We start from the raw sequence: 24,024 nt of genomic DNA, 5'->3' as shown, positions 1-24,024 counted from the left end.
AAAATAAACTCATCGAGTTTTGGACAATCCTGAATTAACAACGGAGTATTTCCATGCCACGTCGTCGCGTCATTGGTCAACGTAAAATTCTGCCAGATCCTAAGTTCGGATCTGACTTACTGGCCAAATTTGTAAATATTTTAATGGTAGATGGTAAAAAATCTACCGCAGAAGCTATCGTTTATACTGCGCTTGAGACTTTATCTCAGCGTTCAGGTAAGAACGAACTGGAAGCTTTTGAAATTGCCCTGGACAACGTAAGACCGACTGTAGAAGTTAAGTCTCGTCGTGTTGGTGGTTCTACATATCAGGTACCGGTTGAAGTTCGTCCGGTTCGCCGTAATGCACTTGCCATGCGTTGGATTGTAGAAGCTGCTCGTAAACGCGGTGATAAATCCATGGCTTTACGCTTAGCGAATGAACTGTCTGATGCTGCAGAGAACAAAGGTACTGCAGTTAAGAAACGTGAAGACGTTCACCGTATGGCTGAAGCCAACAAGGCGTTCGCCCACTACCGCTGGTAATTTTTTTTCGGTAGTTATGCTAATCATCATGCGGGCGCTTTTTAAGTTGACCCGCATGGGTTATCTGAAGAACGACCTAGTAATCGAGGAATAAAATGGCTCGTGTAACCCCTATTGAGCGTTATCGCAACATCGGTATCAGTGCTCACATTGATGCCGGTAAAACAACCACTACTGAACGTATCCTTTTTTATACTGGTGTAAACCATAAAATCGGTGAAACTCACGAAGGTTCAGCAACTATGGACTGGATGGAACAGGAGCAAGAGCGTGGTATTACTATCACCTCCGCTGCGACTACTGCATTCTGGTCTGGTATGGCTAAACAATTCGAAGCACACCGTATCAATATTATTGATACCCCGGGACACGTTGACTTCACTATCGAAGTAGAACGTTCTATGCGTGTGCTGGATGGTGCAGTAATGGTTTACTGTGCAGTTGGTGGTGTTCAGCCGCAGTCTGAAACCGTTTGGCGTCAGGCTAACAAATATAAAGTTCCACGTATCGCGTTCGTTAACAAAATGGACCGTATGGGAGCTAACTTCCTGCGCGTAGTTGAACAACTAAAATCGCGTCTGGCAGCAAATGCTGTTCCTATTCAGTTACCAATTGGTGCTGAAGACAGCTTCACCGGTATCGTTGACCTGCTGAAAATGAAAGCGATCAACTGGAGTGAGGCCGATCAAGGCGTTACTTTTACCTATGAAGATGTTCCAGCACATTTGCTGGAAGAAGCGAAAAAATGGCAGCAAAATGCCTTTGAAGCAGCAGCTGAAGCTTCTGAAGAGTTGATGGACAAGTATTTAGGCGGCGAAGAGCTGACTGAAGAAGAAGTGACTGAAGCACTGCGTAAGCGTGTCCTGAATAATGAAATTATTCTGGTTACCTGTGGTTCTGCGTTTAAGAACAAAGGCGTTCAGGCAATGTTGGATGCGGTAGTTGAATACTTACCTGCACCAACCGATATCGAAGCGATCAACGGCGAACTGGATGATGGTACTCCAGCTGCTCGTCACGCTGACGATGCTGAGCCGTTCTCTGCGTTAGCATTTAAAATTGCCACCGACCCATTTGTTGGTAACCTGACGTTCTTCCGTGTTTACTCCGGCGTTGTTAACTCTGGTGACACAGTACTGAACTCAGTAAAAGACAAACGTGAACGTTTTGGCCGTATCGTTCAGATGCACGCTAACAAACGTGAAGAGATCAAAGAAGTTCGCGCTGGTGACATCGCGGCTGCTATCGGTCTGAAAGACGTGACTACTGGTGATACATTATGCGACCAGGCTAAGCCTATTATCCTGGAACGTATGGAATTCCCAGAGCCAGTAATCTCTGTAGCTGTTGAGCCGAAAACTAAAGCTGACCAGGAAAAAATGGGTATCGCTTTAGGTCGTCTGGCTCAAGAAGATCCATCATTCCGCGTTCAGACTGATGAAGAATCAGGTCAAACAATTATCGCGGGTATGGGTGAGCTACACTTAGACGTGTTAGTTGACCGTATGCGTCGTGAATTCAACGTTGAAGCTAACATCGGTAAACCTCAGGTAGCTTATCGTGAAACTATCCGTGAAACGATTAAAGACGTTCAGGGTAAACACGCTAAACAGTCTGGTGGTCGTGGTCAGTACGGTGACGTTATTATCGATATGTCTCCGTTGGAAGCTGGTGGCCCAGGCTACGAGTTTGTCAACGACATCAAGGGTGGTGTAATTCCTGGTGAATTCATCCCTGCGGTTGATAAAGGTATTCAGGAGCAACTGAAATCTGGTCCTCTGGCTGGTTATCCGGTTGTTGATATCAAAGTGCGTCTGCACTACGGTTCTTACCATGATGTTGACTCCTCAGAACTGGCGTTTAAATTGGCTGCTTCTATCGCCTTTAAAGAAGGCTTCATGAAGGCAAAACCAATTCTGTTGGAACCAATCATGAAGGTTGAAGTAGAAACTCCAGAAGACTACATGGGTGATGTGATCGGTGACTTAAACCGTCGTCGTGGTATCATCGAAGGTATGGAAGACTTGGCGACAGGTAAAATTGTACGTGCTCAAGTTCCACTATCTGAAATGTTTGGTTATGCTACAGACCTGCGTTCACAAACACAGGGTCGTGCTTCTTACTCTATGGAGTTCTTGAAGTACAGTGAAGCACCAAATAACGTTGCTACAGCAATTATCGAAGCTCGCAAGGCTAAATAAGCCTCACGGGTAATAAATTTATATCCCAGTCCCCCTCGGATAGAGGGGGATAGTGTAAAGGAAGAGAATCGTGTCTAAAGAAAAATTTGAACGTACAAAACCGCACGTTAACGTTGGTACTATCGGCCACGTTGACCATGGTAAAACTACTCTGACAGCAGCTATCACCAACGTATTAGCTAAAACTTACGGTGGTCAGGCTCGTGCATTCGATCAAATCGATAACGCACCAGAAGAAAAAGCACGTGGTATCACCATCAATACTTCTCACGTAGAATACGACACCCCAAGCCGTCACTATGCTCACGTTGACTGCCCGGGACACGCCGACTACGTTAAGAACATGATCACTGGTGCTGCTCAAATGGACGGCGCTATTCTGGTAGTAGCTGCAACTGACGGCCCAATGCCACAAACTCGTGAGCACATCCTGTTAGGTCGCCAGGTAGGCGTTCCTTACATCATCGTGTTCCTGAACAAGTGTGACATGGTTGATGACGAAGAACTGTTAGAATTAGTTGAAATGGAAGTTCGTGAACTTCTGTCTCAGTACGATTTCCCAGGTGATGATACTCCGGTAATCCGTGGTTCAGCACTGAAAGCGCTGGAAGGCGACGCTGCATGGGAAGGCAAAATCATCGAATTAGCAGAAGCACTGGATTCTTATATCCCAGAGCCAGAGCGTGCAATTGATAAGCCGTTCCTGCTGCCAATCGAAGACGTATTCTCTATCTCTGGTCGTGGTACAGTAGTAACCGGTCGTGTAGAGCGCGGTATCGTTAAAGTGGGTGAAGCGGTTGAGATCGTTGGTATCAAAGAGACCACTCAAACCACTTGTACTGGCGTAGAAATGTTCCGTAAATTACTGGACGAAGGCCGTGCGGGTGAGAACGTTGGTGTTCTGCTGCGTGGTACTAAGCGTGAAGAAATCGAACGTGGTCAAGTACTGGCTAAACCAGGTACTATCAACCCACACACCCAGTTCGTATCAGAAGTTTATATTCTGAGCAAAGATGAAGGTGGTCGTCATACTCCATTCTTCAAAGGCTACCGTCCACAGTTCTACTTCCGTACAACTGACGTGACCGGTACTATCGAACTGCCAGAAGGCGTAGAGATGGTAATGCCAGGTGATAACATTCAGATGACAGTAACACTGATTGCTCCAATCGCGATGGACGAAGGTTTACGCTTCGCTATCCGTGAAGGTGGTCGTACTGTTGGTGCTGGTGTTGTTGCTAAAATCATTAAGTAATAATTATTACTTTTCGATAAAAAAGGGTGCTTCGGCACCCTTTTTACTGTCTGAATTTTATTAAAATAGCTCAATTGAACACATGACTATTTCCAGTCACTCACCCGCATTTTTTAAATCCTGATAGATATAATGCTTATAGCTTTTAATCAGTTGCTCATCGGGGCAATCATCAAGAAGTCCTAAACAAAGATTTCTCATGCGGATATTTGCCTCATAGAAAGGGGATACTGATAAACCTGCACGTTCAAGTAGCATTCCACCTAAAAATGAAATATCGGTCAGGCCCCCGATATTGGCAACGGGTTTTGAAGATAAATTATCTTTTAGAAAAAATTGAGTAATACGAGGTTCGTTGGTCCAACCGGTATTGTAATCGTCATCCCAGCCGATGTTAGGTTGATGATCGCCAAAATACAGGAACATGGTTGGTTTTTCTCGATGGATAATGAATTGAGAGAATTCCTCTGTTGCTTCATTCAACAGTTTGAGCTTGCTAATATAGTGGCTTAAAGCACCGGCAACATCACGATTATCAATTGATTTTTCTATACCGAAATCATCAGAATGTCCGGTATCGTAAGGGCCATGTTCATTCATAGTAAGAACAAAAATGAATACCGGCTTATCGGTATAACGGGCAAGTAATGTCTTCACATAATCCAACATAGTTCTGGTTGGAATAGTCCATAAATTATCATCAAGTTCTGCAGGGTAGCCTAATTCTTGTGGTTGAATGATTAAATCAATGCCCAGATGGTTATAGGTTGGCCCTGCATTGTAGTTCATCTTATACATCGGGGTGAGTACTACGGTGTAGTAGCCATTGTTCTTTAGTTCGTGAAACAAACTGGTTTTTATATGCGGGGCAACAGTATAGAAAACGGAATTCTTGCGAAACTTAAAGTCATCGGTATTAAGCCCGGTAAGAAGAGAAAACTCGGATAGCCATGTCCCTCCACCAAATGTTTGTACTCTGAGCGGACTGGTTGCTCGAGTTCCTTCATCAGCGGCAAACATTTTAAACTCAGGTAATGTTATATCTGGTAAGTGATAAAGTGCCGGGTTAACGGTTGACTCTTGCAACATTACGACAATATCAGGTTTTTTAGTGTTTGCATCTGGTCGGTATTTAAATGATGACGCGGATAAAAAGTACTTAGCTGAACCGTCATATTGAGGTGGCTGATAATACATTTGTTGGGCAGACATAAATAAGTTAACGATGGTTCCCTTTCCTTTCGGGAGAGAAGCCTGCCAATGCTCAATATTCGTTTTGTTCTGGCTGGCAAATATAATGCCGGTAACTAAGGCGCCTACTGCTACCAACGAAAGCAAACGATAAGAAATACTTATCTTCGGGCTTCGAATATAAAGCGCAATATTAATAATAAGCAAGATGATCAGGCCGATAACACCTGATAATGCCAGAGGATAATGAAACAGAGTGCTGAAGTTGGTTGGATCGAGAGCAATGCTGATATCAGAAAAGAATAATCGCTCTTTATAGTAATGAACCTTTATCTGATTCAATAGTTGCAGAATAACTATCAGCGTACTGGCAATACTTAATGACAATTTGACCCGAGCTGAAAGTAATAGCAGGCAACCAAAAATAGAAGCGAAACAAGCAAAGGAGATAAAACCCACATAAGAAAAACTAAAGCGGGTGCTGCATATTACCAGCGCAGCAATTGTCATCAGACTCAGGTAAACATTGGAAACAGAGAGATGAGCTCTCAAATGGTGATTCAAATTCATAGTCATTCAGCGTTATTATACTTGCGGCTTAATATAAGGTATTTTGAGAAGTGAGTATCAGCTGATTTATCATATTTAGAGGTGAGTCGAAAGAACCGCTTAGAAATTCAACAAATGTTAAGTATCCTGTTTCCGCTGAACACCGCCAGAAAACCGCATTGAACTCTTTTTTGAACAAGTATTGTTGAATTTAATCCCAGATAGCCCTTGCGCTATGGTCCTAAATCTGTAAAATGCTCAGGCCTACACTTTTATGTGGTGCGGTATAAGTTCAAATAAGAGCTTATTACTAAGAGGTTTTGCCAATCAGGCATAATTGATTAGTTACAATACTCCCGATCTGGGGGTTACATGAAGAACGATTACACTCCCCCATCAATCGAAATGGGTGTGAGTAGTGATTTTTTACGTTTATAAAATAATTGGAGCTCTGGTCTCATGCAGAACCAAAGAATCCGTATCCGCCTGAAAGCGTTTGATCACCGTTTGATCGACCAATCAACTGCGGAAATCGTCGAGACTGCTAAGCGCACTGGCGCTCAAGTTCGTGGTCCGATCCCGCTGCCGACCCGCAAAGAGCGTTTTACCGTTCTGATCTCTCCGCACGTCAATAAAGATGCGCGCGATCAGTACGAAATTCGTACTCACAAGCGTCTGGTTGACATCGTTGAGCCAACTGAAAAAACGGTTGATGCTCTGATGCGTCTGGATCTGGCTGCCGGTGTTGACGTGCAGATCAGCCTGGGTTAATCAGGTCATTGAGCGATTGAGAGGTTGAAACAATGATTGGTTTAGTCGGTCGTAAAGTGGGAATGACCCGCATCTTTACTGAAGATGGCGTATCTATCCCCGTTACAGTTATCGAAATTGAAGCGAACCGTGTTACTCAGGTTAAAGACCTGGCTAACGACGGATACCGTGCTGTACAGGTTACTACCGGTGCTAAAAAAGCAAACCGTGTAACCAAACCAGAAGCGGGTCACTTCGCTAAAGCTGGCGTTACAGCTGGCCGCGGCCTGTGGGAATTCCGCCTGAATGAAGGTGAAGAGTTCGCAGCAGGTCAAGAAATTAACGTTGATATTTTTGCAGACGTTAAAAAAGTTGACGTTACCGGTACATCAAAAGGTAAAGGTTATGCTGGCACTGTTAAGCGCTGGAATTTCCGTACTCAGGATGCTACCCATGGTAACTCTTTGGCACACCGTGGTCATGGTTCAATCGGTCAGAACCAGACTCCAGGTAAAGTGTTCAAAGGCAAGAAAATGGCAGGCCACTTAGGTGACGAGCGTGTAACCGTTCAAAGCCTGGACGTAGTACGTGTTGACGCTGAGCGCAACCTGCTGCTGGTCAAAGGTGCTGTTCCGGGAGCAACCGGTAGCGACCTGATCGTTAAACCGGCTGTCAAGGCGTAACGTCGAGGAGATAGGAATGGAATTGGTAATGAAAGACGCGCCTGGCGCGCTGACTGTTTCCGAAACTACCTTCGGGCGTGATTTCAATGAAGCGTTAGTACATCAGGTTGTTGTTGCTTATGCAGCTGCAGCTCGTCAAGGTACTCGTGCTCAGAAGACCCGCGCTGAAGTAACAGGTTCCGGTAAAAAACCGTGGCGTCAAAAAGGCACCGGCCGTGCGCGTTCAGGTTCTGTAAAGAGCCCGATCTGGCGTTCAGGCGGCGTGACCTTTGCTGCTCGTCCACAAGACCACAGCCAGAAAGTCAACAAAAAGATGTACCGCGGCGCACTGAAGTGCATTCTGTCCGAACTGGTACGTCAAGATCGTCTGATTGTAGTCGAGAAGTTCACTGTAGAAGCACCTAAAACTAAGTTGCTGGTACAGAAACTGAAAGAAATGGCTCTGGATGATGTACTGATCATCACTAGCGAAGTTGAACCTAATCTGTACCTGGCAGCAGGTAACTTACACAAGGTTGACGTTCGTGATGTTGCTGGCATCGATCCATTTAGTCTTATCGCTTTTGATAAAGTGGTGATGACTGCTGACGCTGTGAAGCAAGTAGAGGAGATGCTGGCATGATCCGTGAAGAACGCCTGCTGAAAGTCCTGCGCGCACCACATGTTTCTGAAAAAGCCTCTAGCGCAATGGAAAAGCACAATACAATCGTGCTGAAAGTTGCTAAAGATGCGACTAAAGCAGAAGTTAAAGCTGCTGTTCAGAAGCTGTTTGAGGTTGAAGTCAATGAAGTTCGTACTTTGCTGGTTAAAGGCAAAACGAAACGTCATGGTCAGCGTGTTGGTCGTCGTAGCGACTGGAAAAAAGCTTACGTCACTTTGAAAGAAGGCCAGAATCTGGACTTCATCGGCGGCGCAGAGTAAGTCGGAGGATTGAAAAACAATGGCAATTGTTAAGTGTAAGCCAACATCTCCGGGTCGTCGCCACGTAGTTAAAGTGGTTAACCCTGAGTTGCACAAGGGCAAGCCTTATGCCCCATTGCTGGAAAAAAACAGCAAATCAGGTGGCCGTAACAACAATGGCCGTATCACCACGCGTCATATTGGTGGTGGTCACAAGCAGCATTATCGTTTAGTTGACTTCAAACGCAACAAAGATGGTATCCCTGCTGTTGTTGAGCGTCTGGAATATGATCCGAACCGTTCCGCGAATATCGCGTTGGTTCTGTATAAAGACGGTGAACGCCGTTATATTCTGGCGCCAAAAGGCCTGAAAGCCGGTGACCAAATCCAATCTGGTGTTGATGCAGCTATTAAGGTAGGTAACACCCTGCCAATGCGTAACATCCCAGTGGGTTCTACGGTTCACAACGTTGAAATGAAACCAGGTAAAGGCGGCCAAATGGCTCGTTCTGCTGGCGGATATGTTCAAATCGTTGCCCGTGAAGGTTCCTATGTAACGATACGTCTTCGTTCTGGCGAAATGCGTAAAGTATTATCTGATTGCCGCGCCACCTTAGGTGAAGTTGGTAACTCAGAGCATATGCTGCGCGTACTAGGTAAAGCTGGTGCTAGCCGTTGGCGTGGTGTTCGTCCTACCGTTCGCGGTACGGCGATGAACCCAGTCGATCACCCACACGGTGGTGGTGAAGGTCGTAACTTTGGTAAACATCCTGTGACTCCATGGGGCGTTCAGACCAAAGGTAAGAAGACCCGTAGCAACAAGCGTACCGATCAATATATCGTACGTCGCCGTAGTAAAAAATAATTAGAGGATAAGCCATGCCACGTTCTCTCAAGAAAGGTCCATTTATAGACCTGCACTTGCTGAAGAAGGTAGAGAAAGCGGTGGAAAGCGGAGACAAAAAGCCTGTTAAGACTTGGTCCCGTCGTTCAACGATCTTTCCAAACATGATCGGTTTGACCATCGCTGTCCATAATGGTCGTCAGCACGTTCCAGTATTTGTATCCGATGAAATGGTCGGTCATAAACTGGGCGAATTCGCGCCGACTCGTACTTATCGCGGCCATGCGGCTGACAAAAAAGCCAAAAAGCGCTAAGGTAGGAGGAAGAGATGGAAACTATCGCTAAACATCGCCACGCTCGTTCTTCTGCTCAGAAGGTTCGCTTAGTTGCAGACCTGATTCGCGGTAAGAAAGTGTCACAAGCTCTGGAAATTTTAACCTACAACAACAAGAAAGCTGCTGATCTGGTTAAAAAAGTACTTGAGTCTGCCATTGCAAACGCAGAACACAACGATGGCGCTGACATCGACGATCTGAAAGTCGCGAAAATCTTTGTCGACGAAGGTCCAACCATGAAGCGTATCATGCCTCGTGCGAAAGGCCGTGCAGATCGTATCCTGAAGCGCACCAGCCACATCACTGTGGTTGTGTCCGATCGCTGAGACTCTGGAGAATAGCAATGGGTCAGAAAGTACATCCGAATGGTATTCGACTGGGTATTGTCAAACCTTGGAACTCTACCTGGTACGCAAATACCAAAGAATTCGCTGATAACCTGGACAGCGACTTTAAAGTTCGTCAATTCTTAACTAAAGAATTGTCGAAAGCTTCTGTTTCTCGCATCGTTATCGAGCGTCCTGCGAAGAGCATCCGTGTGACTATTCACACTGCTCGTCCAGGCATCGTTATCGGCAAGAAAGGTGAAGATGTCGAAAAACTGCGCAACGCGGTAGCATCAATTGCTGGCGTGCCTGCGCAAATTAATATCGCCGAAGTCCGTAAACCGGAACTAGACGCTAAACTGGTTGCTGACAGCATCACTTCACAGCTGGAACGTCGTGTTATGTTCCGTCGTGCTATGAAGCGTGCAGTTCAAAACGCCATGCGTATAGGCGCTAAAGGTATCAAAGTGGAAGTAAGCGGCCGTTTAGGCGGTGCTGAAATCGCGCGTACCGAATGGTACCGTGAAGGTCGTGTTCCGTTGCACACTCTGCGTGCGGATATCGATTATAACACTTCTGAAGCGCACACCACTTATGGTGTAATCGGCGTAAAAGTGTGGATCTTCAAAGGTGAGATCTTGGGTGGTATGGCTGCCGTTGAACAACCGGAAAAACCGGCTGCTCAACCGAAGAAGCAGCAGCGTAAAGGCCGTAAATAAGGAGCATCGCTGATGTTACAACCAAAGCGTACAAAATTCCGTAAAGTGCACAAGGGCCGCAACCGTGGTCTGGCTGCTGGCGCGGATGTGAGCTTCGGCACTTTCGGTCTGAAAGCTGTTGGCCGCGGTCGTCTGACTGCTCGCCAAATCGAGGCGGCACGTCGTGCCATGACACGTGCAGTTAAGCGTCAAGGTAAAATCTGGATCCGTGTGTTCCCAGACAAACCAATCACTGAAAAGCCGCTTGAAGTGCGTATGGGTAAAGGTAAGGGTAATGTGGAGTATTGGGTTGCCCTGATTCAACCGGGAAAAGTCCTGTATGAAATGGATGGTGTCTCGGAAGAAATTGCCCGTGAAGCATTCAAGCTGGCAGCAGCAAAACTGCCGATTAAAACCACCTTTGTAACTAAGACGGTGATGTAATGAAAGCAAAAGAGCTGCGTGAAAAAAGTGTTGAAGAGCTGAACACTGAGCTGCTTAACCTGCTGCGTGAACAGTTTAATCTGCGCATGCAAGCAGCAAGCGGTCAACTGCAACAGTCTTACCTGTTGAAACAAGTGCGTCGTAATGTTGCACGTGTGAAGACTTTACTGAATGAGAAGGCGGGTGCGTAATGACTGATAAAATCCGTACTCTGCAAGGTCGTGTTGTTAGTGACAAGATGGAGAAATCCCTTGTTGTAGCGATTGAGCGTATGGTGAAGCACCCGATGTATGGTAAGTTCATCAAACGTACGACTAAGCTGCACGTACATGACGAGAACAATGAATGTGGAATCGGCGATCTGATCGAAATTCGTGAATGCCGCCCACTGTCTAAGACTAAGTCCTGGACACTTGTTCGAGTTGTAGAGAAAGCTGTTCTGTAATAGAGTACGCTTTCTTAAACAGAATAAACGGCTCAGTTAACGAGCCGTTTATTTTTTCTACCCAACATCGAAAAGCGGTGGTATAATGCCGCGCCCCGATGTATGGGGCTTTTATACGACCCGTGAGGGTCCTTAGTAGTTGACATTAGCGGAGCACTAAGATGATCCAAGAACAGACTATGCTGAACGTCGCTGACAACTCTGGCGCACGTAGCGTAATGTGTATCAAGGTTCTGGGTGGATCGCACCGTCGCTATGCTGGCGTGGGCGACATCATTAAAATTACCATCAAGGAAGCAATTCCTCGCGGTAAGGTTAAAAAAGGTGATGTCCTTAAGGCTGTAGTGGTGCGCACCAGAAAGGGTGTTCGTCGCCCTGACGGATCTGTCGTTCGCTTCGATCGTAATGCTTGTGTGTTATTAAATAACAACAGTGAGCAACCGATCGGTACGCGTATTTTTGGGCCGGTGACTCGTGAACTGCGTTCTGAAAAGTTCATGAAAATCATCTCTCTGGCACCAGAAGTACTGTAAGGAGCGAACCATGGCAGCGAAAATCCGTCGTGATGACGAAGTTATCGTGTTAACCGGTAAAGATAAAGGTAAACGCGGTAAAGTTAAGAATGTTCTGTCTTCCAGTAAGATTGTTGTTGAAGGTATCAACCTGGTGAAGAAACATCAGAAGCCGGTTCCGGCTCTGAACCAACCAGGTGGCATCGTTGAAAAAGAAGCTGCAATTCAGGTTTCTAACGTTGCAATCTACAACACAGCTACAGGCAAGGCTGACCGTGTAGGCTTTCGTTTTGAAGACGGCAAAAAAGTCCGTTTCTTCAAATCTAATAGCGAAACTATCAAGTAATTTGGAGTAGTACGATGGCGAAACTGCATGATTACTATAGAGAACAGGTAGTTAGTAAACTGGTAGAACAGTTTAGCTACAAATCTGTCATGCAAGTCCCTCGGGTCGAGAAGATCACCCTTAATATGGGTGTTGGTGAAGCGATCACTGATAAGAAACTGCTGGATAACGCAGCAGCTGATTTAGCAGCGATCAGTGGTCAAAAACCGCTAATCACCAAAGCACGCAACTCTGTTGCAGGCTTCAAAATCCGCCAGGGCTATCCGATCGGCTGTAAAGTGACCCTACGTGGCGAACGTATGTGGGAATTCTTAGAGCGTCTGATTTCTATTGCTGTACCTCGTGTACGTGACTTCCGTGGCTTAAATCCTAAGTCATTTGATGGTCGTGGTAACTACAGCATGGGCGTGCGTGAGCAGATTATCTTCCCAGAAATCGACTATGACAAAGTCGATCGTGTACGTGGTTTGGACATTACCATTACCACTTCTGCGCAATCTGACGAAGAAGGCCGCGCTCTGCTGGCTGCCTTTAACTTCCCATTCCGCAAGTAAGGTAGGGTTACTAATGGCTAAGCAATCAATGAAAGCACGTGAAGTTAAACGTGTGAAGTTAGCAGACAAGTTCTACGCAAAGCGTACTGAACTTAAAGCGATTATCTCTGATGTGAATGCATCCGATGAAGACCGTTGGAATGCAGTGCTCAAACTGCAAACTCTTCCACGTGATTCCAGTCCAAGCCGTCAACGTAACCGTTGTCGCCAAACAGGCCGCCCACACGGCGTTCTGCGTAAATTTGGATTGAGTCGTATCAAGGTCCGTGAAGCCGCAATGCGCGGTGAAATCCCGGGTCTGAAAAAGGCTAGTTGGTAATATCACCATTGAATCACGGGAGTAGAGACAGATGAGCATGCAAGATCCGATCGCGGATATGCTGACCCGTATCCGAAACGGTCAGGCCGCGAACAAAGTTGCGGTCACTATGCCTTCCTCCAAGCTAAAAGTGGCTATTGCCAAAGTGCTGAAGGAAGAAGGTTATATTGAAGATTACAAAATTGAAGGCGACACCAAGCCTGAACTGGAATTAGTACTTAAGTACTTCCAGGGAGCGCCTGTTGTAGAAAGTATTCAGCGAATCAGCCGTCCAGGTCTGCGCATCTATAAAAGAAAAGATGAGCTGCCAAAAGTTATGGCTGGTTTAGGTATTGCTGTTATTTCTACTTCTAAAGGTGTCATGACCGATCGTGCAGCTCGCCAGGCAGGACTTGGTGGCGAGATTATCTGCTACGTAGCTTAATCAGGAGGAAAAAATGTCTCGTGTTGCAAAAGCACCCGTCGTTATTCCTGCTGGCGTAGAGGTAAAACTCAACGGTCAGGTTATAACTATTAAGGGTAAAAACGGCGAGCTGTCGCGTACAGTCCATGATTCCGTTGAAGTTAGACAGGAAAACAATGCAATTACTTTCGCTCCACGCGAAGGTTTTGTAGACGGATGGGCCCAAGCGGGTACCGTACGTTCTCTGATTAACGGAATGGTGATCGGTGTTACTGAAGGCTTCACTAAGAAGCTACAGCTGGTAGGCGTAGGTTACCGTGCAGCAGTTAAAGGTGATGTGGTGAATTTAGCGTTAGGCTTCTCTCACCCAATTGACCATAAACTGCCAGCAGGCATTACTGCCGAATGTCCAAGCCAAACTGAAATCATCCTGAAAGGGGCTGATAAGCAGGTAATTGGTCAAATCGCAGCAGAATTGCGTGCCTACCGTCGTCCTGAGCCATATAAAGGCAAGGGTGTCCGTTACGCCGACGAAGTCGTGCGTACCAAAGAGGCTAAGAAGAAGTAAGGTAACACTATGGATAAGAAAGCAGCTCGTATCCGTCGTGCGACCCGCGCACGTCGTAAGATTAAAGAACTGTGTGCGACTCGCCTGGTGGTTCACCGTACTCCGCGCCATATTTATGCGCAGATTATCGCACCAAACGGTTCTGAAGTTCTGGCAGCCGCTTCTACAGTAGAAAAGGCTATCGCAGAACAAGTGAAGTATACCGGAAACAAAGATGCAGCAGCAGCAGTAGGTAAAGCTATCGCTGAGCGTGCACTGGCTAAAGAGATTACGAAAGTATCCTTTGACCGTTCTGGTTTCCAATATCATGGTAGAGTCCAGGCGCTGGCAGATGCTGCCCGCGAAGCTGGCCTTCAGTTCTAAGGTAGAGGTGTAAGATGTCTCACATCGAGAAACAAGCTGGCGAACTGCAGGAAAAGCTGATCGCGGTTAACCGCGTATCTAAAACCGTTAAAGGTGGCCGTATTTTTAGCTTCACCGCACTAACTGTAGTGGGTGATGGCAACGGTCGCGTTGGTTTTGGTTACGGGAAAGCGCGTGAAGTTCCAGCAGCGATCCAGAAAGCGATGGAAAAAGCCCGTCGTAACATGATGAATGTTGCATTAAACAACGGAACCCTGCAGCACCCTGTTAAAGGTGCTCATACTGGTTCTCGCGTATTCATGCAGCCAGCATTCGAAGGTACCGGTATTATCGCCGGCGGTGCAATGCGCGCCGTTCTGGAAGTCGCCGGAGTACGTAACGTATTAGCTAAGGCTTATGGTTCAACTAACCCGATTAACGTGGTTCGTGCAACTATTGATGCCTTGGAGAATATGAAGTCTCCTGAGATGGTTGCTGCCAAGCGCGGTAAAACTGTCGAAGACATTCTGGGGTAATGAGCAATGGCAAAGACTATTAAAGTTACTCAAATTCGCAGCTCTATCGGCCGTCTGCCTAAACATAAGGCAACTCTGGTCGGTTTAGGTCTGCGTCGCATCGGTCACACCGTAGAGCGCGAGGATACTCCTGCTGTACGTGGCATGATCAACCTGGTTTCTTACATGGTTAAAGTGGAGGAGTAAGAGATGCGTTTAAATACTCTGGCTCCGGCCGAAGGTGCAAAACACGCTGCTAAGCGTTTAGGTCGTGGTATTGGTTCTGGCCTGGGTAAAACCGGCGGCCGTGGTCACAAAGGTCAGAAGTCTCGTTCTGGCGGTGGCGTACGTCGTGGTTTCGAAGGCGGCCAAATGCCTTTATATCGTCGTTTACCAAAATTTGGTTTTACTTCTCGTAAAGCAATGATCACGGCAGAAGTTCGTCTGTCTGAACTGGCTTTAGTTGAAGGCGAAGTTATTGACCTGAATGCGCTGAAAGCGGCAAACGTAGTTGGCATTCAGATTGAGTTCGCGAAAGTTATGCTTTCTGGCGAAATCAGTCGTCCAGTTACTGTACGCGGTCTGCGTGTTACCAAAGGCGCTCGTGCTGCAATCGAAGCCGCTGGCGGGAAAATTGAGGAATAAGTAGCAGATGGCTAAGCAACCAGGATTAGATTTTCAAAGTGCAAAAGGCGGAATAGGCGAGCTTAAGCGCAGACTCTTATTTGTTGTCGGTGCTCTGATCGTGTTCCGTATCGGCTCTTTCATTCCAATTCCTGGTATTGACGCCACTGTGCTTGCTAAGTTAGTCGAAGAGCAGAGAGGCACCATCATTGACATGTTTAACATGTTCTCTGGTGGCGCCCTCAGTCGTGCTTCTGTCTTCGCGCTCGGTATTATGCCGTACATTTCGGCTTCTATTATCGTGCAACTGTTAACTGTGGTTCATCCTAAGTTAGCGGAATTGAAGAAAGAGGGCGAGTCTGGCCGTCGTAAGATTAGCCAGTACACTCGATATGGTACGTTGGTTCTGGCCATATTCCAGTCAGTCGGTATTGCTACCGGCTTGCCGAATATGGGAATGCCGGGTCTGGTAATTAATCCAGGTTTTGCGTTCTACTTTACCGCGGTTGTGAGCTTAGTGACGGGAACCATGTTCCTGATGTGGCTGGGCGAGCAGGTGACTGAGAGGGGTATCGGTAACGGTATTTCTATCATCATTTTCGCAGGTATTGTTGCTGGTTTACCGCCTGCTATTGGACAGACTATCGAGCAAGCTCGGCAGGGTGACTTACATGTTCTTCTGCTGCTGTTGGTTGCGGTTTTAGTATTCGCAGTTACTTTCTTTGTTGTATTCGTTGAACGTGGTCAGCGTCGTATCGTCGTTAACTATGCAAAACGTCAGCAAGGTCGCCGCGTCTATGCTGCACAAAGTACCCATTTACCGTTGAAAGTGAATATGGCAGGTGTAATACCAGCGATCTTTGCTTCAAGTATCATTCTGTTCCCTGCGACAATTGCCTCATGGTTCGGTGGTGGTACTGGTTGGAACTGGTTGACAACTATTTCTATGTATTTGCAACCCGGACAGCCACTTTATGTGTTACTCTATGCGGCCGCGATCATATTCTTCTGTTTCTTCTATACAGCGTTGGTTTTCAACCCTCGTGAAACAGCAGATAACCTGAAGAAGTCCGGTGCGTTTGTACCAGGGATTCGTCCGGGAGAGCAAACGGCTAAATATATCGATAAAGTAATGACTCGGTTAACCTTTGTTGGTGCTATGTACATTACCTTTATCTGCCTGATCCCGGAGTTTATGCGTGACGCAATGAAAGTACCTTTCAACTTTGGTGGTACTTCACTACTTATCGTCGTTGTCGTCATCATGGACTTTATGGCTCAAGTGCAAACTCTGATGATGTCGAGTCAATATGAGTCTGCATTGAAGAAAGCAAATCTGAAAGGCTATGGCCGTTAATTCAGCTAGCTTGAGAAGTTACGGAGAGTTAAAATGAAAGTTCGTGCTTCCGTCAAGAAGTTATGTCGCAACTGCAAAATCATCAAGCGCCACGGCGTTGTTCGTGTGATTTGCGTTGAAGCGAAACACAAACAGCGTCAAGGCTGATTGTTGTTAATGCTAAAGTTTTGACATATTTTTCTTGCAAAGTGTGATTGAGCTGGCTAGATTAGCCAGCCAATCTTTTGTGTAAGACAGCAACATTATTTGAGTATCCTGAAAACGGGCTTTTCAGAGTAATGTTGCCTTATTTTATTGTAGGAGTGCATAGTGGCCCGTATAGCAGGCATTAACATTCCTGATCATAAACATACTGTTATCGCATTAACTGCGATCTTCGGTATCGGCAAGACCCGTTCACAGGCTATCTGTGTAGCGTCTGGTATTGCTGAAAATGTTAAGATCAGTGAACTGTCTGAAGAGCAAATTGACAAGCTGCGTGACGAAGTTGCCAAGTACGTTGTTGAAGGTGATCTACGTCGTGAAGTTACCATGAGCATCAAGCGTCTGATGGACCTTGGTTGTTATCGTGGTGTACGTCATCGTCGTGGTCTACCGGTTCGCGGTCAGCGTACCAAGACTAACGCCCGTACCCGTAAGGGTCCGCGTAAACCGATCAAGAAATAATCGGGGTGATTGAATAATGGCAAAAGCACCTGTTCGTGCACGTAAGCGTGTAAGAAAACAAGTTTCTGACGGTATGGCTCATATCCATGCTTCTTTTAACAACACCATTGTGACTATTACCGATCGTCAAGGTAATGCATTGGGTTGGGCAACAGCTGGTGGTTCCGGCTTCCGTGGTTCTCGTAAATCCACTCCATTTGCTGCGCAAGTTGCGGCAGAGCGCTGCGCAGAAGCAGTAAAAGAGTATGGAATTAAGAATCTGGAAGTTATGGTTAAAGGCCCAGGTCCCGGTCGTGAGTCTACTATCCGCGCATTAAACGCGGCTGGTTTCCGCATCACTAATATTACTGATGTGACTCCGATTCCTCACAACGGTTGTCGTCCTCCTAAGAAACGTCGCGTTTAATCGCCACAGTTTCTAGGATTGTTGGAGAAAGAAAATGGCAAGATATTTGGGTCCTAAGCTCAAGCTTAGCCGTCGTGAAGGCACCGACTTATTCCTTAAGTCTGGCGTTCGTGCGATCGATACCAAGTGTAAAATTGAACAAGCTCCTGGTCAGCACGGTGCGCGTAAGCCACGTCTGTCTGACTATGGTGTACAGTTACGTGAGAAGCAAAAAGTTCGTCGTATTTACGGTGTTCTTGAGCGTCAATTCCGTAATTATTATAAAGAAGCAACGCGTCTGAAAGGCAACACAGGTGAAAACCTGCTGCAGCTTTTAGAAGGTCGCTTAGACAATGTGGTTTACCGTATGGGCTTCGGCGCTACTCGTGCAGAAGCACGTCAGTTAGTTAGCCACAAAGCTGTAATGGTTAATGGTCGCGTTGTTAACATCGCTTCTTTTCAGGTATCTCCGAATGACGTAGTCAGCGTACGTGAGAAAGCGAAAAAGCAATCTCGTGTTAAAGCCGCTTTAGAGCTGTTTGAACAGCGCGAAAAGCCGACTTGGATCGAAGTTGACGCTGCTAAAATGGAAGGCGTTTTCAAACGTAATCCAGAGCGCACCGATCTGTCTGCGGACATTAACGAACACCTGATCGTCGAACTTTACTCTAAGTAAAGTTTAGTACCAAAGAGAGGACACAATGCAGGGTTCTGTGACAGAGTTTCTAAAACCACGCCTGGTAGATATCGAGCAAGTGAGTTCGACGCACGCTAAGGTGACCCTTGAGCCGTTAGAGCGTGGCTTCGGCCATACTTTAGGTAACGCACTGCGCCGCATTCTGCTTTCATCAATGCCGGGTTGTGCGGTAACTGAAGTTGAGATTGATGGTGTACTACATGAGTACAGCACCAAAGAAGGCGTACAGGAAGATATCCTGGAAATCCTGCTCAACCTGAAAGGGCTGGCGGTGAAAGTTCATGGTAAAGATGAAGTTATTCTTAGCTTGAATAAGTCTGGCATTGGCCCTGTGACTGCAGCCGACATTACCCATGATGGGGATGTTGAAGTCGTCAAACCTCAGCACTTGATCTGCCATCTGACTGATGAGAACGCATCTATTAGTATGCGTATCAAAGTTCAGCGTGGTCGTGGTTATGTGCCGGCTTCTGCCCGTATTCATACGGAAGAAGATGAGCGTCCAATTGGTCGTCTGTTGGTTGACGCATGCTACAGCCCGGTAGAGCGTATTGCCTACAATGTTGAAGCAGCGCGTGTAGAACAGCGTACTGACTTGGATAAGCTGGTCATCGAGATGGAAACTAACGGTACGATTGATCCGGAAGAATCAATTCGCCGTGCAGCAACCATCCTGGCTGAACAACTTGAAGCTTTCGTTGACTTACGTGATGTACGTCAGCCAGAAGTTAAAGAAGAGAAGCCAGAGTTCGATCCGATCTTGCTACGCCCTGTTGACGATCTGGAACTGACTGTCCGCTCCGCTAACTGCCTCAAGGCAGAAGCTATCCACTACATCGGTGATCTGGTACAGCGTACCGAAGTTGAGTTGTTAAAAACTCCTAACTTGGGTAAAAAATCTCTTACTGAGATTAAAGACGTGCTTGCATCTCGTGGTTTGTCTCTGGGCATGCGCCTGGAAAACTGGCCACCAGCTAGCATTGCTGACGAGTAACCGGATCACAGGTTAAGGTTTTACTGAGAAGGATAAGGTCATGCGCCATCGTAAGAGTGGACGTCAACTGAACCGCAACAGCAGTCATCGCCAAGCTATGTTTCGCAACATGGCAGGTTCTTTAGTTCGTCATGAGATCATCAAGACGACTTTGCCTAAAGCGAAAGAACTGCGTCGCGTGGTTGAACCACTGATTACACTTGCTAAGGCCGACAGCGTTGCTAATCGTCGTCTGGCATTCGCCCGTACTCGTGATAACGAGATCGTGGCAAAACTGTTTAATGAGCTTGGCCCGCGTTTTGCGAGCCGTGCAGGTGGTTACACTCGTATTCTGAAGTGTGGCTTCCGTGCAGGTGATAACGCTCCGATGGCTTACATCGAGCTGGTTGATCGTGCAGAAAAAGCTCCAGCAGAAGCAGCAGAGTAATATTTGTTGCTGAAAGAAAAAGCCGGGTTTATCCCGGCTTTTTTACGTCTGATGTTTATTACATCAACCTCTTTTCGAATTATGCTTTCTCTGACGTATTGATATTTCGGATCGTCAATGTTTTGTCATTAACCTGATCTAATGTGAAGAATGGAAGATACTCTTCCCAGACGCCATTATGTACAACCGAGCGATATTCGGCTTGTTTCACACCGTTTTCATCTATTAATTCCCACGCTTGTAGCTCTCCATCAGCTAATTTACTGCTGACAGCAACGCGTTGATAACTGGTATTACTACCAACATGGAATTTATTGGTTTTCCAACGGATTGGCGGATGGGCAGGGAAAGGTTTAGCATGATGAAAGCCAAATATATCATCATGAGAGAGAACACTCTGCCGAACTGTAGGCCAGATATATTGACGCAGGAAGTATTGATCGACAAAACGCTTGTGCGCTTCCTGCTGGCTTAGATATTCACGAGTTGCATCGACAACAGAAGGAATATTTTCATTGTGACAACCGCCCCATAGCCCTGCAAGAATTAGCTCTGAATGGGTAAAGTAATCGCGGATATGGTGATACCAATAATCACTGTTAACCCACTCATTTATTGCTGCTTGCTCGCGTTCAGAAAGCAGTGAATCAGCATCCCGAATGATATAGCGTTTGATTTTTGGATCATCCAACACCAGAAAACGCCACATCAGGGCAGGTAGTGCCTGACGGGTAGCTTCATCCACTTTAATGACGTTTGCTCCAGCCTTGCGAAGGCGTTCCTGAATATCTTGGGGAACAGTGTCATCCAGATAAAAACGGCATTCCCAACCGGGGAACAGGTCCTGGCTGACAATGGCATTCATTACTGCGGCTTCACAATAACGAGGTGCTGCACCAAATAATGTGAAAGAGATGACATTCTCTTGTGGATTGTTTGGATTAAATGGTGGTGGATTGCCTGCTGGTAATGGGTAAACTTTTCCGGCACTAAAGATTTTATCCGCTTCCTCAAGTGACATCAGACCGTAGCGACGTACTTCTTCAGGACGTTGTAACCAGCCACAAACCTCAGTTAATCCATCAATCATGGTTGATGGTAATTGATTCAGAGGGGCGGTTTTTAGCAAACGTTTATAAAGCTTGTATGACTTTTCATATTCACCGATACGCATTAAACAAAGTGCATAACTGGCCTGAACGTCCTGGTTGCGCGGCATTATTCTCAGCGTGGCTTCAGCAAGCTCTTTACCTTTTTGGTAATCAGCTTTTCTCATGGCCTCTTGAAATTGACTGGCCAGTTGATGAAACTGCTGCTCTTGTTTTGCGATTAAATCAGCAGAGCGTCTGTTATTTTGAACAGGGCGCATGTAATACCTCATATTTGAATTATTTGTCACTTACAAGGCTACTTTATAAAGAGAACTCTTTTTCAAAACGCCGGAAGTGGGTTAGTGGTATTCTATATATATCCTTCCATTTTAACATGTGGGATAGAAATTGACGATAAGAAGGGGGATAGCGTGATGTACCGTATTGGACAGTTGGCAAAATTAGCAAGCGTTACGCCGGACACCATTCGTTATTATGAGAAGCAGGGCATGATGTCACACGATGTTCGCTCTGAAGGTGGTTACCGTCTTTATACTGAACAGGATTTACAGCGGCTTAAGTTTATTCGTTATGCTAAACAGTTAGGCTTTACGCTGGAATCTATTGCTGAATTGCTTTCTATCAGGGTTGAACCTGAGCAGCATACTTGTCAGGAGTCTAAGTCTATTGTTCAGGCCAGATTAGATGAAGTGGAAAAGAAACTGAAAGAGTTGGAACATATGAGAGTCTCTTTACAGAGATTAAGTGATGCCTGTTGTGGAAGTGCACACAGTAGTGCTTATTGTTCTATTCTGGAAGCATTGGAATATGGTGCAACCAACAAGTTGCCACATATAGATTTAAGAACCAGATAGGCAATAAATCATTTTTGTACTATGATGCGCTCGTTTTATAGCCAATATTCATTTAGAGAGGTTGTTATGGCGAAATATCAGCACCAAAAAGGAACAATTCAGGATAATGCATTGCAGGCGTTATTGCACGATCCGCTGTTTCGGCAACGTGTAGAAAAGAATGTGAAAGGAAAAGGCAGCTATCAGCGTAAGCCAAAACATGCAGGGAAAATAGAGCGGGAGGCTGGAGATAAGGTGATGCAAAGCGTCTTTTTATCTCCAGCCTTCTGTTAATTTATAGCCTATTCTATTTTTGCTGTTGTTTTAAGATATCGCGGATATCTGTTAACAGCTTTTCTTCGGTTGTTGGTGCAGGTGGAGCCGCTGGCGGTTGTTCACGACGCACTTTATTCATCAGCTTAATAGCCATAAAGATCGCGAAAGCGACAATAATAAAATCAAAAATATTCTGAATGAAAACGCCGTAATGCATTACAACCGCTGGAGTGTCTCCCTGAGCAGAGCGCATTACCCATTCAAATTGCTTAAAATCTATTCCACCAATCAATAATCCCAGTGGCGGCATGATGATATCCGATACCAATGACGATACGATTTTACCGAATGCTGCACCAATAATGACACCGACAGCCAGGTCAACAACATTACCGCGCATTGCGAATTCGCGAAATTCTTTAAGCAGACTCATAATCAATTACCTTTAATTCAACATGTGTTATAAGCATAACAATCGATCGGCATTTTTCCAGATAAATGAGGAAAAATATAGGCTTATTACGACCGCGTTCAGTGAATAAGCCCTGGGTTATCAGAGGAAGAATGGACTCGGTTGGAATAGCCGTTCAACATCGGAAATATATTTCTTATCAGCGAGGAACATGATTACGTGGTCACCTTGCTCAATAACAGTTGTCCTGTCAGCAATAATTACATCATTCCCACGCACAAGTGCCCCGATGGTGGTACCCGGCGGGAGCTTGATATTTTCAAGCTGGCGACCAACAACTTTAGACGTCGTGTCATCACCATGGGCAATAGCCTCTATGGCTTCAGCGACTCCACGACGCAGCGTAGAAACACTGACGATGTCTGCTTTTCTGACATGCCCTAACAGTGCTGAAATAGTGGCCTGTTGAGGAGAAACTGCAATATCAATAACACTACCCTGAACCAGATCGATATAGGCATGACGCTGAATGAGTACAATGACCTTTTTGGCCCCCAAGCGTTTGGCCAACATGGCCGACATAATATTGGCTTCGTCGTCATTAGTTAGGGCAATAAACAGATCGATTTGTTCAATATGTTCTTCTGACAGTAATTCCTGGTCCGATGCATCGCCACAAAACACCACCGTATCTTGTAGGATCTCAGCTAATTCAGCCGCACGCTCTGCATCGCGTTCGATAAGTTTGACGCTGTAGTCTTTCTCTAAACGTTTGGCGAGACCGGCTCCTACGTTACCGCCACCAACAATCATTAATCGCTTATAGGGCTTTTCTAAACGCTGTAATTCACTCATTACCGCGCGAATATTTTCGGAGGCGGCAACGAAGAACACTTCATCACCCGCTTCAATAATCGTGGAGGCTTGTGGACGGATCGGGCGATCCTGGCGGAATATTGCTGCTACGCGAGTTTCAATATGGGGCATATGCTCACGCAGAGATGACAATGCATTACCCACTAACGGACCGCCATAATAAGCGTTAACGCCTGCAATACTGACCTTACCTTCGGCAAAGTTTACTACCTGTAAAGCACCAGGGTATTCAACCAGCTTGTAAACGTAATCAGTCACCAGTTGCTCGGGAGAGATTATATGATCGACAGGAATAACTTCGGGTTCAAATAGCTTATCTTCTTCACGGATATATTCTGGTGAACGAATACGTGCAATACGGTTTGGGGTATTAAATAAAGAATAAGCAATCTGACAGGCCACCATATTGATTTCGTCAGAGTTAGTAACGGCTACCAGCATATCCGCATCATCTGCGCCAGCCTCGCGTAATACACGAGGATGACAGGCATGCCCTTGTACTACACGCAGATCAAACTTATCCTGAAGCTGGCGTAAGCGAACAATATTATTATCAACCAGAGTAATATCGTTATTTTCACCAACCAGGTTTTCAGCCAGTGTTCCACCAACCTGACCTGCACCGAGAATGATAATTTTCATTTTTTTCTCTTTTTAGCGC

At 46.0% G+C, this 24,024-nt stretch carries 37 protein-coding genes; 33 read left to right on the top strand and 4 right to left on the bottom strand.

Annotated features, from left to right (window positions below; translation table 11 throughout):
• Positions 1–53 precede the first annotated feature (53 nt).
• The 3 genes from rpsG (at position 54) to tuf (ending at position 3,980) form a co-directional block, all read left to right on the top strand.
• Positions 54–524 carry a 30S ribosomal protein S7 gene (gene rpsG, locus EKN56_RS18595; RefSeq protein ID WP_108900587.1) on the top strand — a complete coding sequence of 157 codons (471 nt, stop codon included), beginning with the start codon at positions 54–56 and terminating at the stop codon, positions 522–524.
• A 95-nt stretch (positions 525–619) separates the two neighbouring features.
• Complete coding sequence (fusA, locus tag EKN56_RS18590) at positions 620–2,725, top strand: elongation factor G (protein WP_130593149.1); 2,106 nt, start codon at positions 620–622, stop codon at positions 2,723–2,725.
• 70 nt (positions 2,726–2,795) lie between these two features.
• Entirely contained in the window at positions 2,796–3,980 is a 1,185-nt protein-coding gene (gene tuf, locus EKN56_RS18585; RefSeq protein WP_130593148.1) for an elongation factor Tu, read from the top strand.
• Positions 3,981–4,076: 96 nt separating this feature from the next.
• Here tuf and EKN56_RS18580 read toward each other — a convergent pair whose 3' ends face one another.
• Positions 4,077–5,513, bottom strand: coding sequence for an LTA synthase family protein (locus EKN56_RS18580; protein WP_313770517.1), 1,437 nt, complete (start codon positions 5,511–5,513; stop codon positions 4,077–4,079).
• Between the two features lie 666 nt (positions 5,514–6,179).
• On the opposite strand from EKN56_RS18580, the gene rpsJ reads away from it, so the two are divergent.
• From rpsJ to rplQ, 28 genes are all read left to right on the top strand, one after another.
• Positions 6,180–6,491, top strand: a complete 312-nt coding sequence (gene rpsJ / locus EKN56_RS18575) for a 30S ribosomal protein S10 (RefSeq protein ID WP_001181005.1) — start codon at positions 6,180–6,182, stop codon at positions 6,489–6,491.
• A 32-nt stretch (positions 6,492–6,523) separates the two neighbouring features.
• Positions 6,524–7,153 (top strand): 50S ribosomal protein L3, encoded by a 630-nt coding sequence (rplC, locus tag EKN56_RS18570; protein WP_130593146.1) that lies wholly within the window; start codon positions 6,524–6,526, stop codon positions 7,151–7,153.
• Positions 7,154–7,169: 16 nt separating this feature from the next.
• Positions 7,170–7,775, top strand: a complete 606-nt coding sequence (gene rplD, locus EKN56_RS18565; protein WP_108900583.1) for a 50S ribosomal protein L4 — start codon at positions 7,170–7,172, stop codon at positions 7,773–7,775.
• Complete coding sequence (gene rplW / locus EKN56_RS18560; RefSeq protein ID WP_029095676.1) at positions 7,772–8,074, top strand: 50S ribosomal protein L23; 303 nt, start codon at positions 7,772–7,774, stop codon at positions 8,072–8,074. The genes rplD and rplW overlap by 4 nt, the downstream gene beginning before the upstream one ends.
• Before the next feature lie 19 nt (positions 8,075–8,093).
• Positions 8,094–8,918, top strand: a complete 825-nt coding sequence (gene rplB / locus EKN56_RS18555) for a 50S ribosomal protein L2 (RefSeq protein ID WP_130593145.1) — start codon at positions 8,094–8,096, stop codon at positions 8,916–8,918.
• 14 nt (positions 8,919–8,932) lie between these two features.
• The gene (gene rpsS, locus EKN56_RS18550) at positions 8,933–9,211 is read left to right on the top strand and encodes a 30S ribosomal protein S19 (RefSeq protein ID WP_029095678.1); all 279 of its coding nucleotides are present in this window, start codon (positions 8,933–8,935) and stop codon (positions 9,209–9,211) included.
• 14 nt (positions 9,212–9,225) lie between these two features.
• A complete protein-coding gene (gene rplV / locus EKN56_RS18545) occupies positions 9,226–9,558 on the top strand; it encodes a 50S ribosomal protein L22 (RefSeq protein WP_047779694.1) in 333 nt (110 codons plus the stop codon).
• Between the two features lie 17 nt (positions 9,559–9,575).
• Positions 9,576–10,277 (top strand): 30S ribosomal protein S3, encoded by a 702-nt coding sequence (rpsC, locus tag EKN56_RS18540; RefSeq protein ID WP_108900580.1) that lies wholly within the window; start codon positions 9,576–9,578, stop codon positions 10,275–10,277.
• A 12-nt stretch (positions 10,278–10,289) separates the two neighbouring features.
• Positions 10,290–10,700, top strand: a complete 411-nt coding sequence (gene rplP / locus EKN56_RS18535) for a 50S ribosomal protein L16 (RefSeq protein WP_029095681.1) — start codon at positions 10,290–10,292, stop codon at positions 10,698–10,700.
• A complete protein-coding gene (gene rpmC / locus EKN56_RS18530; RefSeq protein ID WP_130593144.1) occupies positions 10,700–10,891 on the top strand; it encodes a 50S ribosomal protein L29 in 192 nt (63 codons plus the stop codon). Before rplP ends, rpmC begins: the two co-directional genes overlap by 1 nt.
• Positions 10,891–11,145 (top strand): 30S ribosomal protein S17, encoded by a 255-nt coding sequence (rpsQ, locus tag EKN56_RS18525; RefSeq protein ID WP_108900579.1) that lies wholly within the window; start codon positions 10,891–10,893, stop codon positions 11,143–11,145. The genes rpmC and rpsQ overlap by 1 nt, the downstream gene beginning before the upstream one ends.
• Before the next feature lie 161 nt (positions 11,146–11,306).
• Entirely contained in the window at positions 11,307–11,678 is a 372-nt protein-coding gene (gene rplN / locus EKN56_RS18520) for a 50S ribosomal protein L14 (RefSeq protein WP_108900578.1), read from the top strand.
• 10 nt (positions 11,679–11,688) lie between these two features.
• A complete protein-coding gene (gene rplX / locus EKN56_RS18515; protein WP_108900577.1) occupies positions 11,689–12,003 on the top strand; it encodes a 50S ribosomal protein L24 in 315 nt (104 codons plus the stop codon).
• A 14-nt stretch (positions 12,004–12,017) separates the two neighbouring features.
• Positions 12,018–12,557 carry a 50S ribosomal protein L5 gene (gene rplE, locus EKN56_RS18510; protein ID WP_130593143.1) on the top strand — a complete coding sequence of 180 codons (540 nt, stop codon included), beginning with the start codon at positions 12,018–12,020 and terminating at the stop codon, positions 12,555–12,557.
• A 13-nt stretch (positions 12,558–12,570) separates the two neighbouring features.
• Entirely contained in the window at positions 12,571–12,876 is a 306-nt protein-coding gene (rpsN, locus tag EKN56_RS18505; protein WP_047779700.1) for a 30S ribosomal protein S14, read from the top strand.
• A 31-nt stretch (positions 12,877–12,907) separates the two neighbouring features.
• A complete protein-coding gene (gene rpsH / locus EKN56_RS18500; protein WP_130593142.1) occupies positions 12,908–13,300 on the top strand; it encodes a 30S ribosomal protein S8 in 393 nt (130 codons plus the stop codon).
• Positions 13,301–13,313: 13 nt separating this feature from the next.
• Positions 13,314–13,847: a 50S ribosomal protein L6 gene (gene rplF, locus EKN56_RS18495; protein WP_130593141.1), complete on the top strand. Its 534-nt coding sequence runs from the start codon at positions 13,314–13,316 to the stop codon at positions 13,845–13,847.
• Between the two features lie 9 nt (positions 13,848–13,856).
• The gene (rplR, locus tag EKN56_RS18490; protein WP_130593140.1) at positions 13,857–14,210 is read left to right on the top strand and encodes a 50S ribosomal protein L18; all 354 of its coding nucleotides are present in this window, start codon (positions 13,857–13,859) and stop codon (positions 14,208–14,210) included.
• Positions 14,211–14,224: 14 nt separating this feature from the next.
• On the top strand, positions 14,225–14,725 hold the full coding sequence (gene rpsE / locus EKN56_RS18485) for a 30S ribosomal protein S5 (protein WP_029095690.1): 501 nt from the start codon (positions 14,225–14,227) through the stop codon (positions 14,723–14,725).
• Between the two features lie 6 nt (positions 14,726–14,731).
• Positions 14,732–14,911 carry a 50S ribosomal protein L30 gene (gene rpmD / locus EKN56_RS18480; protein ID WP_029095691.1) on the top strand — a complete coding sequence of 60 codons (180 nt, stop codon included), beginning with the start codon at positions 14,732–14,734 and terminating at the stop codon, positions 14,909–14,911.
• 3 nt (positions 14,912–14,914) lie between these two features.
• Complete coding sequence (gene rplO, locus EKN56_RS18475; protein WP_130593139.1) at positions 14,915–15,349, top strand: 50S ribosomal protein L15; 435 nt, start codon at positions 14,915–14,917, stop codon at positions 15,347–15,349.
• Positions 15,350–15,356: 7 nt separating this feature from the next.
• Positions 15,357–16,685: a preprotein translocase subunit SecY gene (secY, locus tag EKN56_RS18470; protein WP_130593138.1), complete on the top strand. Its 1,329-nt coding sequence runs from the start codon at positions 15,357–15,359 to the stop codon at positions 16,683–16,685.
• A 33-nt stretch (positions 16,686–16,718) separates the two neighbouring features.
• Positions 16,719–16,832: a 50S ribosomal protein L36 gene (gene rpmJ, locus EKN56_RS18465; RefSeq protein WP_108900572.1), complete on the top strand. Its 114-nt coding sequence runs from the start codon at positions 16,719–16,721 to the stop codon at positions 16,830–16,832.
• A gap of 162 nt (positions 16,833–16,994) precedes the next feature.
• On the top strand, positions 16,995–17,351 hold the full coding sequence (rpsM, locus tag EKN56_RS18460; protein WP_130593137.1) for a 30S ribosomal protein S13: 357 nt from the start codon (positions 16,995–16,997) through the stop codon (positions 17,349–17,351).
• Positions 17,352–17,367: 16 nt separating this feature from the next.
• Positions 17,368–17,757 carry a 30S ribosomal protein S11 gene (gene rpsK / locus EKN56_RS18455; protein ID WP_027275681.1) on the top strand — a complete coding sequence of 130 codons (390 nt, stop codon included), beginning with the start codon at positions 17,368–17,370 and terminating at the stop codon, positions 17,755–17,757.
• Between the two features lie 34 nt (positions 17,758–17,791).
• On the top strand, positions 17,792–18,412 hold the full coding sequence (gene rpsD, locus EKN56_RS18450; protein WP_130593136.1) for a 30S ribosomal protein S4: 621 nt from the start codon (positions 17,792–17,794) through the stop codon (positions 18,410–18,412).
• 25 nt (positions 18,413–18,437) lie between these two features.
• A complete protein-coding gene (locus tag EKN56_RS18445) occupies positions 18,438–19,427 on the top strand; it encodes a DNA-directed RNA polymerase subunit alpha (RefSeq protein WP_029095697.1) in 990 nt (329 codons plus the stop codon).
• 40 nt (positions 19,428–19,467) lie between these two features.
• Positions 19,468–19,854: a 50S ribosomal protein L17 gene (rplQ, locus tag EKN56_RS18440; protein WP_108900569.1), complete on the top strand. Its 387-nt coding sequence runs from the start codon at positions 19,468–19,470 to the stop codon at positions 19,852–19,854.
• A 79-nt stretch (positions 19,855–19,933) separates the two neighbouring features.
• On the opposite strand, the gene EKN56_RS18435 is transcribed toward rplQ, so the two are convergent.
• Positions 19,934–21,223 carry a tetratricopeptide repeat protein gene (locus EKN56_RS18435; RefSeq protein ID WP_130593135.1) on the bottom strand — a complete coding sequence of 430 codons (1,290 nt, stop codon included), beginning with the start codon at positions 21,221–21,223 and terminating at the stop codon, positions 19,934–19,936.
• A 156-nt stretch (positions 21,224–21,379) separates the two neighbouring features.
• Between EKN56_RS18435 and zntR the strand changes: the two genes are divergently transcribed.
• Both zntR and EKN56_RS18425 read left to right on the top strand, forming a co-directional pair.
• On the top strand, positions 21,380–21,820 hold the full coding sequence (gene zntR / locus EKN56_RS18430) for a Zn(2+)-responsive transcriptional regulator (RefSeq protein WP_130593777.1): 441 nt from the start codon (positions 21,380–21,382) through the stop codon (positions 21,818–21,820).
• A gap of 66 nt (positions 21,821–21,886) precedes the next feature.
• Positions 21,887–22,093 (top strand): alternative ribosome-rescue factor A, encoded by a 207-nt coding sequence (locus EKN56_RS18425; RefSeq protein ID WP_130593134.1) that lies wholly within the window; start codon positions 21,887–21,889, stop codon positions 22,091–22,093.
• A gap of 13 nt (positions 22,094–22,106) precedes the next feature.
• On the opposite strand, the gene mscL is transcribed toward EKN56_RS18425, so the two are convergent.
• Positions 22,107–22,508: a large-conductance mechanosensitive channel protein MscL gene (mscL, locus tag EKN56_RS18420; protein ID WP_130593133.1), complete on the bottom strand. Its 402-nt coding sequence runs from the start codon at positions 22,506–22,508 to the stop codon at positions 22,107–22,109.
• Positions 22,509–22,628: 120 nt separating this feature from the next.
• Positions 22,629–24,005, bottom strand: coding sequence for a Trk system potassium transporter TrkA (gene trkA / locus EKN56_RS18415; protein ID WP_130593132.1), 1,377 nt, complete (start codon positions 24,003–24,005; stop codon positions 22,629–22,631).
• Positions 24,006–24,024: the final 19 nt, after the last annotated feature.

It is taken from the genome of Limnobaculum zhutongyuii (assembly GCF_004295645.1).
GTDB classification, from domain to species: domain Bacteria; phylum Pseudomonadota; class Gammaproteobacteria; order Enterobacterales; family Enterobacteriaceae; genus Limnobaculum; species Limnobaculum zhutongyuii.
This window is presented reverse-complemented; position numbering and strand designations above follow the sequence as displayed.

Excerpts from the sequence above, each read along its gene's own strand:
- rpsG (WP_108900587.1), top strand. The coding sequence starts at position 54 with ATGCCACGTCGTCGCGTCATTGGTCAACGTAAAATTCTGCCAGATCCT.
- fusA (WP_130593149.1), top strand. The coding sequence starts at position 620 with ATGGCTCGTGTAACCCCTATTGAGCGTTATCGCAACATCGGTATCAGT.
- rpsJ (WP_001181005.1), top strand. The coding sequence starts at position 6,180 with ATGCAGAACCAAAGAATCCGTATCCGCCTGAAAGCGTTTGATCACCGT.
- rplC (WP_130593146.1), top strand. The coding sequence starts at position 6,524 with ATGATTGGTTTAGTCGGTCGTAAAGTGGGAATGACCCGCATCTTTACT.
- rplD (WP_108900583.1), top strand. The coding sequence starts at position 7,170 with ATGGAATTGGTAATGAAAGACGCGCCTGGCGCGCTGACTGTTTCCGAA.
- rplW (WP_029095676.1), top strand. The coding sequence starts at position 7,772 with ATGATCCGTGAAGAACGCCTGCTGAAAGTCCTGCGCGCACCACATGTT.
- rplB (WP_130593145.1), top strand. The coding sequence starts at position 8,094 with ATGGCAATTGTTAAGTGTAAGCCAACATCTCCGGGTCGTCGCCACGTA.
- rpsS (WP_029095678.1), top strand. The coding sequence starts at position 8,933 with ATGCCACGTTCTCTCAAGAAAGGTCCATTTATAGACCTGCACTTGCTG.
- rplV (WP_047779694.1), top strand. The coding sequence starts at position 9,226 with ATGGAAACTATCGCTAAACATCGCCACGCTCGTTCTTCTGCTCAGAAG.
- rpsC (WP_108900580.1), top strand. The coding sequence starts at position 9,576 with ATGGGTCAGAAAGTACATCCGAATGGTATTCGACTGGGTATTGTCAAA.
- rplP (WP_029095681.1), top strand. The coding sequence starts at position 10,290 with ATGTTACAACCAAAGCGTACAAAATTCCGTAAAGTGCACAAGGGCCGC.
- rpmC (WP_130593144.1), top strand. The coding sequence starts at position 10,700 with ATGAAAGCAAAAGAGCTGCGTGAAAAAAGTGTTGAAGAGCTGAACACT.
- rpsQ (WP_108900579.1), top strand. The coding sequence starts at position 10,891 with ATGACTGATAAAATCCGTACTCTGCAAGGTCGTGTTGTTAGTGACAAG.
- rplN (WP_108900578.1), top strand. The coding sequence starts at position 11,307 with ATGATCCAAGAACAGACTATGCTGAACGTCGCTGACAACTCTGGCGCA.
- rplX (WP_108900577.1), top strand. The coding sequence starts at position 11,689 with ATGGCAGCGAAAATCCGTCGTGATGACGAAGTTATCGTGTTAACCGGT.
- rplE (WP_130593143.1), top strand. The coding sequence starts at position 12,018 with ATGGCGAAACTGCATGATTACTATAGAGAACAGGTAGTTAGTAAACTG.
- rpsN (WP_047779700.1), top strand. The coding sequence starts at position 12,571 with ATGGCTAAGCAATCAATGAAAGCACGTGAAGTTAAACGTGTGAAGTTA.
- rpsH (WP_130593142.1), top strand. The coding sequence starts at position 12,908 with ATGAGCATGCAAGATCCGATCGCGGATATGCTGACCCGTATCCGAAAC.
- rplF (WP_130593141.1), top strand. The coding sequence starts at position 13,314 with ATGTCTCGTGTTGCAAAAGCACCCGTCGTTATTCCTGCTGGCGTAGAG.
- rplR (WP_130593140.1), top strand. The coding sequence starts at position 13,857 with ATGGATAAGAAAGCAGCTCGTATCCGTCGTGCGACCCGCGCACGTCGT.
- rpsE (WP_029095690.1), top strand. The coding sequence starts at position 14,225 with ATGTCTCACATCGAGAAACAAGCTGGCGAACTGCAGGAAAAGCTGATC.
- rpmD (WP_029095691.1), top strand. The coding sequence starts at position 14,732 with ATGGCAAAGACTATTAAAGTTACTCAAATTCGCAGCTCTATCGGCCGT.
- rplO (WP_130593139.1), top strand. The coding sequence starts at position 14,915 with ATGCGTTTAAATACTCTGGCTCCGGCCGAAGGTGCAAAACACGCTGCT.
- secY (WP_130593138.1), top strand. The coding sequence starts at position 15,357 with ATGGCTAAGCAACCAGGATTAGATTTTCAAAGTGCAAAAGGCGGAATA.
- rpmJ (WP_108900572.1), top strand. The coding sequence starts at position 16,719 with ATGAAAGTTCGTGCTTCCGTCAAGAAGTTATGTCGCAACTGCAAAATC.
- rpsK (WP_027275681.1), top strand. The coding sequence starts at position 17,368 with ATGGCAAAAGCACCTGTTCGTGCACGTAAGCGTGTAAGAAAACAAGTT.
- rpsD (WP_130593136.1), top strand. The coding sequence starts at position 17,792 with ATGGCAAGATATTTGGGTCCTAAGCTCAAGCTTAGCCGTCGTGAAGGC.
- EKN56_RS18445 (WP_029095697.1), top strand. The coding sequence starts at position 18,438 with ATGCAGGGTTCTGTGACAGAGTTTCTAAAACCACGCCTGGTAGATATC.
- rplQ (WP_108900569.1), top strand. The coding sequence starts at position 19,468 with ATGCGCCATCGTAAGAGTGGACGTCAACTGAACCGCAACAGCAGTCAT.
- EKN56_RS18435 (WP_130593135.1), bottom strand. The coding sequence starts at position 21,223 with ATGCGCCCTGTTCAAAATAACAGACGCTCTGCTGATTTAATCGCAAAA.
- zntR (WP_130593777.1), top strand. The coding sequence starts at position 21,380 with ATGTACCGTATTGGACAGTTGGCAAAATTAGCAAGCGTTACGCCGGAC.
- EKN56_RS18425 (WP_130593134.1), top strand. The coding sequence starts at position 21,887 with ATGGCGAAATATCAGCACCAAAAAGGAACAATTCAGGATAATGCATTG.
- mscL (WP_130593133.1), bottom strand. The coding sequence starts at position 22,508 with ATGAGTCTGCTTAAAGAATTTCGCGAATTCGCAATGCGCGGTAATGTT.
- trkA (WP_130593132.1), bottom strand. The coding sequence starts at position 24,005 with ATGAAAATTATCATTCTCGGTGCAGGTCAGGTTGGTGGAACACTGGCT.